This is a genomic window from Pseudomonas sp. Irchel 3H3 (genome assembly GCF_900187635.1).
Lineage (GTDB): Bacteria > Pseudomonadota > Gammaproteobacteria > Pseudomonadales > Pseudomonadaceae > Aquipseudomonas.
This window is the reverse complement of the sequence record NZ_FYEC01000053.1, coordinates 1-10326: the sequence shown is the minus strand read 5'-3', so window position 1 is coordinate 10326 and position 10326 is coordinate 1. Positions and strand designations below refer to the sequence as shown.

Below are 10326 nucleotides of genomic sequence, written 5' to 3'. Positions count from 1 at the left end.
AGGATTACATCGCCTACTACAACCAAGACCGCATAAGCCTCAGACTGAATGGCTTGAGCCCGGTACAATTTCGGACCCAGGCATTAAATCAATAGCGTCCCCTGTCCAACTTTCGGGGGGCAGTTCAACAGCGACTCACTTTTCCAAACGCCGAAAAGTAAGCAAAAGGCTTTGCCCCGGTATGACTCACCCACATGGGTTACAAATCAGTTCCCTCACTACGGTGTCCATCCGGGGGCATCGCCTACGGTTTGCTTCGCTGCACCTCCTCTCGATGAATGCGGCTACGCCGCACGGCGCTGCGCGCCTACCCCCTGATGAACACCTTCGCTCGGCCTGCCGATGGGGCAAAAGATCAAAAGCCGAAGCCAAAGCAAGATCACAAGCCAGATCAAGAGCCCCTCACCACTCAATAGGCCGAGTGTCAGCTCGCCTGCTAGTTAAAAACTGTTGCCTATGTGCGTGAACTGATTTGTAACCCATGTGGGTGAGTCATACCGCAAGCGTTTTTTGCTTACTTTTTTTGGCGCTTGAAAAAAAGTGAGTCGCCGTTGGGCGAAACCCTAAGCAGCCCTAACCGCAGCAACGGATATACACCCAATAAAAAACACACCAAAGCCCGATAACCGCCCACAAAAAAATGCCCCGATCTCTCAACCGGGGCATTCAGCACAACATTACAAAACCATCAAACCATCAATGCGAAACCGCCCCGCTCGCCCCCAGCCCAGTCTGCGACCGCACAAATTGCGGGAAGAACAGCGCCCGCTCATTGTCCGCAGCCGCCGACTTGTCAGTGATCGAGAAGAACCAGATCCCGACAAACGCAATAATCATCGAGAACAACGCCGGGTACTCGTAAGGGAAGATCGCCTTCTCGTGATGCAGGATCTGCACCCAGATGGTCGGCCCAAGCACCATCAAGCCAACGGCACTGATCAGACCCAACCAGCCACCAATCATCGCCCCACGAGTGGTCAGCTTCTTCCAGTACATGGAAAGCAGCAGCACCGGGAAGTTACAGCTGGCCGCAATGGAGAAGGCCAGGCCCACCATGAACGCAATGTTCTGGCTTTCGAACAGAATACCCAGGCCAATCGCCAGCACCGCCAAAGCGATAGTGGTGATCTTCGAAACACGAATCTCATCCTTCTCGTTGGCCTTGCCCTTCTTGATCACACTGGCATACAGGTCATGGGACACCGCCGAAGCACCGGCCAGGGTCAGACCCGCCACAACCGCCAGAATGGTCGCGAACGCCACTGCCGAGATGAAGCCCAGGAAGATGCTACCGCCAACCGCGTTGGCCAAATGCACCGCCGCCATGTTGTTGCCGCCCAACAGCGCGCCAGCAGCATCTTTGAAGGCCGGGTTGGTGCTCACCAGCAAGATCGCGCCGAAGCCGATGATGAAGGTCAGGATGTAGAAGTAACCAATGAAGCCAGTCGCGTACAGCACGCTCTTACGCGCTTCTTTTGCGTCGCTCACTGTGAAGAAACGCATCAGGATGTGCGGCAGGCCAGCAGTACCGAACATCAGAGCCAGACCCAGCGAGAACGCAGAAATCGGATCTTTCACCAGGCCGCCCGGGCTCATGATCGCTTCACCTTTAGGGTGAACCTTGATCGCCTCGGAGAACAGCATGTTGAAGTCGAAGTTGACGTGCTTCATCACCATCAGCGCCATGAACGAGGCACCGGACAGCAGCAGCACCGCCTTGATGATCTGCACCCAGGTAGTCGCCAGCATGCCGCCGAACAGCACGTACATACACATCAGCACACCGACCAGGATCACCGCAACGTGGTAGTCCAGGCCGAACAGCAACTGGATCAGCTTACCGGCACCGACCATCTGTGCGATCAGATAGAACGCCACCACCACCAGCGAACCGCAGGCAGACAGGGTGCGGATCTGGGTTTGCCCAAGGCGGTAGGACGCCACGTCGGCAAACGTGTACTTACCCAGGTTACGCAGACGCTCGGCGATCAGGAACAGAATGATCGGCCAGCCCACCAGGAAGCCGATCGAATAGATCAGGCCGTCGTAGCCGGAGGTGAACACCAGCGCGGAAATCCCCAGGAAGGACGCTGCCGACATGTAGTCGCCGGCAATCGCCAGGCCGTTCTGAAAACCGGTGATCTTGCCGCCCGCCGCATAGTAGTCGGCCGCCGAGTTGTTTTTCTTCGAGGCCCAGTAGGTGATGCACAACGTAGCGCCGACAAAGGCCACGAACATCAGGATTGCAGGAATGTTCAGCGGCTGTTTGGCCACCTCACCGGTCAGGGCGTCAGCCGCCCAGGCACCCGGCGCGAACGCTGCAACGCTCAATAGAGCCAATAGACGCCGGATCATTGCTTGGCCTCCTTCAGAATTGCATTGTTCAGATCGTCGAACTCGCCGTTGGCGCGTCGCACATAGATACCGGTCAGGATGAAGGCCGACACAATCAGCCCCACACCAATCGGAATGCCCCAGGTGATCGACGACTCAGGGCTGATTTTTGCCCCCAGTACGTGCGGCCCGTAAGCGATCAGAAGAATGAATCCGGAGTACAGCCCAAGCATGATCGCCGAGAGAATCCAGGCGAACTTTTCTCGTTTGCGAACCAGCTCCTTGAAGCGCGGGCTGTTTTGAATCGAGAGGTAAATGCTGTCGTTCATTGTTTTTATCCTCGCAGCACAGATTTTAGTTGGAACGTTATCCACTCTATGCGGCTCAAGGAGAGGTTCCAGACGACCTTAGTCTTAGAACCAGATGTCGCTTTCGCCAATTTGCCCCGCAGATAAAAACCACTGCTTTAGCGCCAGAAACACAAAGGCCCGCTTGGCAAAAATGCCAAACGGGCCTGGAAGATGCTGACTAGACGCGTCGAATCAAATCACTTGATCCACTCGGCGACGCGCTCAGGGTGTTTCGCGACCCAATCCTTGGCCGCTGCGTCAGGCTTGGCACCATCCTGAATCGCCAACATTACTTCACCAATTTCGTCCTTCGAAGCCCATTGGAAGTTGTGCAGGAACTTGGCCACTTCCGGCGCCTTGGCTTCCAGGCCCTTGCTGCCGATGCTGTTGACGGTTTCCGCCGCGCCATACACGCCTTTTGGATCTTCAAGGAAACGCAGTTTCCACTTGGCGAACATCCAGTGCGGCACCCAGCCGGTCACGGCAATCGAGTCTTTCTTGTCTTCGGCGCGAGTCAGCTCGGCAATCATTGCGGCGCCGGAACTGGCTTGCAGTTTGTAATCGAGGCCGTAGTCCTTGATGGCCTGGTCGGTCTTGAGCATTACCCCTGAACCGGCGTCGATGCCCACGATCTTGTTCTTGAAGGTAGTGTCGGTCTTGAGGTCGGCAATCGAGACAGCCTTGACGTACTCCGGCACAATCAGGCCGATTTTCGCGTCCTTGAAGTTGGGGCCGTAGTCGACCACCTTGTCCTTGTTCTTGGCCCAGTACTCACCATGGGTCACTGGCAACCAGGCCGAGAGCATGGCATCGAGCTTGCCGGTGGCCACACCCTGCCACATGATCCCGGTCGCCACGGCCTGCAGTTTCACGTCGTAGCCCAGCTTCTGCTTGATGACTTCCGCCGCCACATGGGTGGTCGCCACGCTGTCGGACCAACCGTCGACATAGCCGATGCTCAGGGTTTTGCTGTCGGCTGTCGCCAGAGTAGAGCCCATCGCCAATGCCAGAACGGCACCGGCGCCTAAGAGTCGTCGCATCTTCATCGTTACTTCCCCGAAAGTGCTGCGCCCGACGGATGCCGAGCGGCGTCAACGTATTGTTATGGTGCACAGCGCCCCCATCACGCTTCACCGCAAACTCGTTCGAACATCAGCGGAGTACTGATGCTTCGATCATCAACCTCGCGCCCAAGAGGACCTGCTCTGTCAGCGACCTCAAGGCAGCGAGAAACGACATCAGAAAGCCAGTAACGCCAGCCATCGGTAAAACCCCGGCCGATCCCGCCCGAACCTTGCATGGCAAAACCACCTAACGCCCAGACCGCCGGTAAATGCAGGTAAGATGCGCGGCTTTGCTCCCAGACGGTCTGACCATGCCCGCCACCGCGCGTTTTCCTTTTTTAGCTTATGCATTTGCCTGCCTGCTCGGCCTGTTTGCCCTCGGCGGCTACTGGTACGGCCTTGGCCAACCGGTGCTGCTGCCGGACGTTGCCAGCGCCACGCACAAACTGCAGTGCGCCTCCTATACCCCCTTCGATAAGGACCAGTCGCCGTTCGACCAGCCGTTCAACCTGCGCCCCGAGCGCATGGACGCCGACCTGGCCCTGCTGGCAACCCGCTTTGAATGCATTCGTACCTACTCGGTGACTGGCCTTGAAGCGCTGCCGGCACTGGCGCGCAAACATGGCCTGAAGCTGATGATCGGCGCCTGGGTCAACAGCAACCCGGTGGACACCGCCAAGGAAATCGAGCTGCTGATTGCCGAGGCCAATGCCAACCCGGACGTGGTTTCGGCGGTGATCGTCGGTAACGAAGCGCTGCTGCGCAAGGAAATCACCGGCCCGCAATTGGCCAAGCTGATCAAGCACGTCAAGCAGAACGTCAAGCAACCGGTGACCTACGCCGACGTCTGGGAATTCTGGCTCCAGCACCCGCAGATCGCCCCCGAAGTGGATTTCCTGACTATCCACTTGCTGCCGTACTGGGAGGATGACCCTTCCAATATCGATGCCGCCTTGCAGCATGTTGCCCAAGTGCGCCAGGTGTTCGGCAACCGCTTCGCGCCCAAGGACGTGATGATCGGCGAAACCGGCTGGCCCAGCGAAGGTCGCCAGCGTGAGACTGCCCTGCCCAGCCGCGTCAACGAAGCGCGCTTCATCCGCGGTTTTGTCGCCATGGCCGAGCAGCAAGGCTGGCACTACAACCTGATCGAAGCCTTCGACCAGCCGTGGAAACGTGGCAGCGAAGGCGCGGTGGGCGGCTATTGGGGTCTGTTCGATGCCGATCGCCAGGACAAGAATGTCCTCGCAGGCCCGGTCAGCAACCTGCCACTCTGGCCACAATGGCTGGCGGTGGGCGGGCTGATCTTCCTCGCCACGCTGTTGCTCGGTGGTCGCGTACGCAGCACCCGTGCAGCCTTGGTGCTGCCGCTGCTGGGCGCCGTGGCGGCCTGTTCTATCGGTACCTGGGGGGAACTGGCGCGAGTCACCAGCCGCTCGCTCGATGAATGGCTGTGGGCCGGTCTGCTGGTCGCGCTGAACCTGCTGGTCCTGGCCCACGCGGCGCTGAGCCTGAGCACCCGCACCGGTTGGCGCGAGCGCGCGTTTGAGGCACTGCAACGACGTGCAGGCTGGTTACTGGCTGCTACCGGCTTTGCGGGCGCGGTAATGATGCTGGGGCTGGTGTTCGAACCCCGCTATCGCAGCTTCCCCAGCGCCGCCTTGCTGTTGCCGGCACTGGTCTACCTGATTCGCCCGGTGAGCGCACCGCGCCGCGAAATCGCCTTGCTGGCGTTCATCATCGGTGCCGGGATCGCCCCACAGCTGTACCGTGAAGGACTGCTCAACCAGCAGGCCTGGGGCTGGGCGCTGGTCAGCGGCTTGCTGGTGGCTGCACTGTGGCGCAGCCTGCGGGTACGCCGCGGTTGATTTTCAGCAGTCCTGTGCCCGCGATTCGATTAGTCAGGCGCCACGCGGCGCCCTGACCAACCGCAACCCCGCAATCACCACCGCAAACACCGCCAGGCCGGTGTTGTACAAGGCCAGTGCGGGAAAGCCCAGTACCAGCGCCAACACCGCCAGCCACCAGCCAGCACGACCCGGCAGCACAAACCCCAGCACCGCCGCCGCCAATGCGCCCCAGCCCATGACCTTGAAGTGAATCAGCAGCCCCAGGTTTGCGCGTAACTGGCATTGCCAGCGATTCGCCTCGTCGACACAAATCCCCACCCACTGGGCATCTTCCATGAAGCCATAACGCACGCCATAACTGGCGGCCAGCCACAACGGCAGGACGATGAGCAGCAAAATCACGGGAAAACGGCTGGACATGAAGCACTCCGATAGGCAAAAACGGCGCCCAGCTTAATCCCCCCGCGAAACGACGCAAGGAAGATCAACAGATATCTGGTCATCAAATACCGGCAAAGTGTATCGTCCAGCTACTATTACCCACCATAAGGCCTGTTTGGTGCCGATCCATGGCACTTTGGCGCATAACCTGTGGTCATAGCCTGCGAACTTCATTAGGCACCTTCCTCTAAGGGATTTAGTCATGCTCCGTTCCTTGCGCTTCGCTGCCGTATTCGGCGGCCTTATCCTGAGTGCGTCCGCACTGGCGGCAGATATCGATGCCGCCAGTTATGGCTACCCGCTTACCAACCCGTTTGAAGCGACTATTGCCACGACACCTCCGGACCTTAGGCCAGAGCTGCCCCTGGACGAAGACATCAACCAATCGGATCACAGCCTGACCCTGCGCCCGGAACGCCAGTTCGAACTGCCGGACAACTTCTGGGCCGTGAAGAAACTCACCTATCGCATGGCCACCCAGGATCACGCGGCACCGCTGATCTTCCTGATCGCCGGCACCGGCGCCCGCTACGACAGCAGCCTCAACGAATACCTCAAGCGCCTGTACTACAAGGCCGGCTACCACGTCGTCCAACTGTCCTCGCCCACCAGCTTCGACTTCATCAGCGCAGCGTCGCGCTTCGCCACCCCGGGCGTAACCAAGGAAGATGCCGAAGACCTGTACCGCGTGATGCAAGCGGTACGCGCGCAGAACCCGAAACTACCGGTGACCGACTATTACCTCACCGGCTACAGCCTCGGCGCCCTGGACGCGGCATTTGTTGCTCATCTGGACGAAACCCGACGCAGCTTCAACTTCAAGAAAGTCCTGCTGCTCAATCCGCCGGTCAACCTCTACACCTCCGTCACCAACCTGGACAAGTTGGTGCAAACCGAGGTCAAGGGCATCAACACCAGCACCACCTTCTATGAACTGGTGCTCAACAAGTTGACCCGCTACTTCCAGCAAAAAGGCTACATCGACCTCAACGACGCCCTGCTCTACGACTTCCAGCAATCCAAGCAGCACCTGACCAACGAACAGATGGCCATGCTGATCGGCACCTCGTTCCGCTTCTCCGCGGCCGACATCGCCTACACCTCGGACCTGGTCAACCGTCGTGGCCTGATCACTCCGCCCAAGTACCCGATCACCGAAGGCACCAGCCTCACGCCGTTCCTCAAGCGTGCACTGCAATGCGACTTCGACTGCTACCTCACCGAGCAGGTGATCCCGATGTGGCGCGCCCGCACCGACGGTGGCAGCCTGCTGCAACTGATCGACCAGGTCAGCCTCTACGCGCTCAAGGATTACCTGCAAGCCAGCCCGAAAATCGCCGTCATGCACAACGCCGACGACGTGATCCTCGGCCCTGGCGACCTCGGCTTCCTGCGCAAGACTTTTGGTGACCGCCTGACGGTCTACCCTCACGGCGGCCATTGCGGCAACCTCAACTACCGCGTCAACGCCGACGCCATGCTGGAGTTTTTCCGTGGCTAAACCTCTCCTGCTTCTCGCCGCGTTACTGTGCGCAGGCTATGCCAATGCCGACAACAGCAAGGCCAACGAACCCACAGTGGTCGACCCGGATGGCTTTACCGAGCCATTGACCAAACTCAAGTTCAACCCAGGGCTGGACCAGCGCGAATTCGAGCGCTCGACCCTCAGTGCGCTGAACGTCTATGACCCGCTGGAGTCGTGGAACCGTCGGGTCTACCACTTCAACTACCGCTTCGATCAGTGGGTATTCCTGCCCGTGGTCGACGGCTACCGCTACATCACCCCAAGCTTCCTGCGCACCGGCGTCAGCAACTTCTTCAACAACCTGGGCGACGTGCCCAACCTGGTGAACAGCCTGCTGCAACTCAAGGGCCAGCGCTCGCTGGAAACCACCGGCCGCCTGCTGCTCAACACCACCATCGGCATCGCCGGCCTGTGGGACCCGGCGACCGCCATGGGCCTGCCGCGTCAGAGCGAAGACTTCGGCCAGACCCTGGGCTTCTACGGCGTTCCGGGTGGCGCCTACTTCATGCTGCCGATCCTTGGGCCTTCCAACCTGCGCGATACCGGCGGGCTGGTGGTGGACTACAGCGCAGAGTCGGCGATCAACTTCCTCAACGTGGCTGAAGTCAGCTCCAACCATCCGGAAGTCTGGATCCTGCGCGGCGTCGACAAACGCTACCAGACCAACTTCCGCTACGGTCAGATGAACTCGCCGTTCGAGTACGAGAAGGTCCGCTACGTGTACACCGAAGCACGCAAGCTGCAGATCGCCGAGTAACGTTTGCGGTGATAAAAAAGGCCATTCGATGCAGATCGAATGGCCTTTTTGATTTTCCACCCACAGCATCAGCTTTTGACAGATTTCCAGATCTTGCTCACCACCATCACCCCCGCCAACACCACCGCCCCCGCGACAATCCCGGCCACCGCATTGAGCAGGCTCGGCACGATCCACGACCAGCCGCCAACGCTCTGGCTCACGCCTTCGATCCAGTGATGCACGACCGGTACGCCGTGGGTCAGGATCCCGCCACCGACCAGGAACATCGCCGCAGTGCCGATCACCGACAGGCTTTTCATCATGTACGGCGCAGCCCGCAGGATCGCGCCGCCGATGCCCTTGGCAATCTGCGAAGGCTTCTGGGTCAGCCACAGGCCCAGGTCGTCGAGCTTGACGATACCCGCCACCAGGCCGTAGACGCCGATGGTCATGACCAGGGCAATGCCCGACAGCACGATCACCTGCTGGGTCAGCGGCGCATCCGCCACGGTGCCCAGGGTAATGGCGATGATCTCCGCCGAGAGAATGAAGTCGGTACGCACTGCGCCCTTGATTTTGTCCTTTTCGAACGCCACCAGGTCAACCGCCGGGTCCGCGACCGCCTCGACCAACTGCGCATGCTCGGCCTGATCCTGCGCCGGGCTGTGGAGAAACTTGTGCGCCAGCTTTTCAAAACCCTCGAAACACAGGTAGGCGCCGCCGAGCATCAACAGCGGCGTCACCAGCCAGGGCACGAACGCACTGATGGCCAGCGCCGAGGGCACCAGGATCAACTTGTTGATGAACGAGCCCTTGGCCACCGCCCAGACCACCGGGATTTCCCGCTCGGCCCGCACGCCGCTGACCTGCTGGGCATTGAGCGCCAGGTCGTCGCCAAGCACGCCCGCAGTCTTTTTCGCGGCCATCTTGGTCATCAGCGCGACGTCATCGAGCACGGCGGCGATATCGTCGATCAGCAACAACAAACTACTTCCTGCCATGGCTCATGGTTTCCTTCGGGAATGGATGTTGCGCAGCATAGCCTGCCATCGGGGCAATGGGCATTCTTGAGCGCTGCGCAAGGCCGGTGCTACCATGCGCGACCGCCAGTATCGGCAAGGAACACCTTGGTTTATGAGTACTATCCGCGAGCGCAACAAAGAACTGATCCTGCGTGCCGCCAGTGAAGAGTTTGCCGACAAAGGCTTCGCTGCGACCAAAACCAGTGACATCGCGGCCAAGGCGGGTTTGCCCAAGCCCAACGTCTATTACTACTTCAAGTCCAAGGAAAACCTCTACCGCGAGGTTCTGGAAAGCATCATCGAGCCGATCCTGCAGGCCTCGACGCCGTTCAACGCCGATGGCGTACCCAGCGAGGTGCTCAGCGGCTACATCCGCTCCAAGATCCGCATCTCCCGCGACCTGCCATTTGCCTCCAAGGTGTTTGCCAGCGAGATCATGCACGGCGCACCGCACCTGAGCGCCGACCTGGTCGAACAGCTCAACGGCCAGGCCAAGCACAATATCGAGTGCATCCAGACCTGGATCGACCGCGGCCAGATCGCCCCGATCGACCCCAATCACCTGATGTTCAGCATTTGGGCCGCAACCCAGACCTACGCCGACTTCGACTGGCAGATCTCCGCCGTCACCGGCAAGGCCAAGCTCGACGAAGAAGACTACGAAGCCGCCGCGCAGACCATCATCCGCCTGGTGCTCAAGGGCTGCGAGCCGGACTGATAGACCGCTGCGCGGCCTTCGCTGGCAAGCCTGCTCCCACAGGTTTCCCTGTAGAATTCAAATTCTGTGAGCCACACATATCCCTAATGAAATGGTTACCCCCGCCGCCCCCAGTGATAGCCCACTAAGCTTTCACTGGGGGCTCACCGGAGACCATTCTCATGAACAAAGTAGCTATCGCCGCCATCGACCTGGGTAAAAACTCCTTTCATCTTCACGCCCAAGATGAACGAGGTCATGAGCTTTACCGCAAAAAATTCACTCGCGTAGCACTTGTCCAACATTT

The 10326-nt window shown here is 59.5% G+C and carries 10 protein-coding genes and 1 pseudogene; 6 read left to right on the top strand and 5 right to left on the bottom strand.

Translation table 11 applies throughout. From position 1 onward, the window contains the following. The coding region (locus CKW24_RS27510; protein WP_143501162.1) for an IS3 family transposase at positions 1-95 on the top strand (95 nt) is incomplete at its 5' end. 601 nt (positions 96-696) lie between these two features. Here the strand turns inward: CKW24_RS27510 and CKW24_RS27505 are convergent. From CKW24_RS27505 to CKW24_RS27495, 3 genes are all read right to left on the bottom strand, one after another. Beyond that, entirely contained in the window at positions 697-2355 is a 1659-nt protein-coding gene (locus CKW24_RS27505; protein ID WP_095172029.1) for a cation acetate symporter, read from the bottom strand. Then, the gene (locus CKW24_RS27500; protein WP_095143815.1) at positions 2352-2663 is read right to left on the bottom strand and encodes a DUF485 domain-containing protein; all 312 of its coding nucleotides are present in this window, start codon (positions 2661-2663) and stop codon (positions 2352-2354) included. Before CKW24_RS27500 ends, CKW24_RS27505 begins: the two co-directional genes overlap by 4 nt. A 218-nt stretch (positions 2664-2881) precedes the next feature. After that, positions 2882-3730 carry a glycine betaine ABC transporter substrate-binding protein gene (locus tag CKW24_RS27495; protein WP_095172027.1) on the bottom strand — a complete coding sequence of 283 codons (849 nt, stop codon included), beginning with the start codon at positions 3728-3730 and terminating at the stop codon, positions 2882-2884. 287 nt (positions 3731-4017) lie between these two features. Between CKW24_RS27495 and CKW24_RS27490 the strand changes: the two genes are divergently transcribed. Beyond that, on the top strand, positions 4018-5613 hold the full coding sequence (locus tag CKW24_RS27490) for a glycosyl hydrolase family 17 protein (RefSeq protein WP_095172025.1): 1596 nt from the start codon (positions 4018-4020) through the stop codon (positions 5611-5613). Positions 5614-5646: 33 nt separating this feature from the next. Here CKW24_RS27490 and CKW24_RS27485 read toward each other — a convergent pair whose 3' ends face one another. Then, the gene (locus CKW24_RS27485; RefSeq protein ID WP_095172023.1) at positions 5647-6015 is read right to left on the bottom strand and encodes a hypothetical protein; all 369 of its coding nucleotides are present in this window, start codon (positions 6013-6015) and stop codon (positions 5647-5649) included. A 223-nt stretch (positions 6016-6238) separates the two neighbouring features. Here CKW24_RS27485 and CKW24_RS27480 point away from each other — a divergent pair, with 223 nt between their 5' ends. Then, positions 6239-7537 carry a serine/threonine protein kinase gene (locus tag CKW24_RS27480; protein WP_095172021.1) on the top strand — a complete coding sequence of 433 codons (1299 nt, stop codon included), beginning with the start codon at positions 6239-6241 and terminating at the stop codon, positions 7535-7537. After that, entirely contained in the window at positions 7530-8318 is a 789-nt protein-coding gene (locus CKW24_RS27475) for a VacJ family lipoprotein (protein ID WP_095172020.1), read from the top strand. Before CKW24_RS27480 ends, CKW24_RS27475 begins: the two co-directional genes overlap by 8 nt. A 68-nt stretch (positions 8319-8386) precedes the next feature. On the opposite strand, the gene CKW24_RS27470 is transcribed toward CKW24_RS27475, so the two are convergent. Further along, positions 8387-9301 carry a DUF808 domain-containing protein gene (locus CKW24_RS27470; protein WP_095172018.1) on the bottom strand — a complete coding sequence of 305 codons (915 nt, stop codon included), beginning with the start codon at positions 9299-9301 and terminating at the stop codon, positions 8387-8389. 133 nt (positions 9302-9434) lie between these two features. Here CKW24_RS27470 and CKW24_RS27465 point away from each other — a divergent pair, with 133 nt between their 5' ends. Together CKW24_RS27465 and CKW24_RS28565 are read left to right on the top strand one after the other, a co-directional pair. Further along, positions 9435-10040, top strand: a complete 606-nt coding sequence (locus tag CKW24_RS27465) for a TetR/AcrR family transcriptional regulator (protein ID WP_095172017.1) — start codon at positions 9435-9437, stop codon at positions 10038-10040. 161 nt (positions 10041-10201) lie between these two features. Further along, a pseudogene (locus tag CKW24_RS28565) lies at positions 10202-10326 on the top strand (IS110 family transposase); the annotation flags it as partial.

Coding starts and splice junctions, on each gene's coding strand:
- CKW24_RS27505 (WP_095172029.1), bottom strand. CDS start 2,355: ATGATCCGGCGTCTATTGGCTCTATTGAGCGTTGCAGCGTTCGCGCCG.
- CKW24_RS27500 (WP_095143815.1), bottom strand. CDS start 2,663: ATGAACGACAGCATTTACCTCTCGATTCAAAACAGCCCGCGCTTCAAG.
- CKW24_RS27495 (WP_095172027.1), bottom strand. CDS start 3,730: ATGAAGATGCGACGACTCTTAGGCGCCGGTGCCGTTCTGGCATTGGCG.
- CKW24_RS27490 (WP_095172025.1), top strand. CDS start 4,018: ATGCAGGTAAGATGCGCGGCTTTGCTCCCAGACGGTCTGACCATGCCC.
- CKW24_RS27485 (WP_095172023.1), bottom strand. CDS start 6,015: ATGTCCAGCCGTTTTCCCGTGATTTTGCTGCTCATCGTCCTGCCGTTG.
- CKW24_RS27480 (WP_095172021.1), top strand. CDS start 6,239: ATGCTCCGTTCCTTGCGCTTCGCTGCCGTATTCGGCGGCCTTATCCTG.
- CKW24_RS27470 (WP_095172018.1), bottom strand. CDS start 9,301: ATGGCAGGAAGTAGTTTGTTGTTGCTGATCGACGATATCGCCGCCGTG.
- CKW24_RS27465 (WP_095172017.1), top strand. CDS start 9,435: ATGAGTACTATCCGCGAGCGCAACAAAGAACTGATCCTGCGTGCCGCC.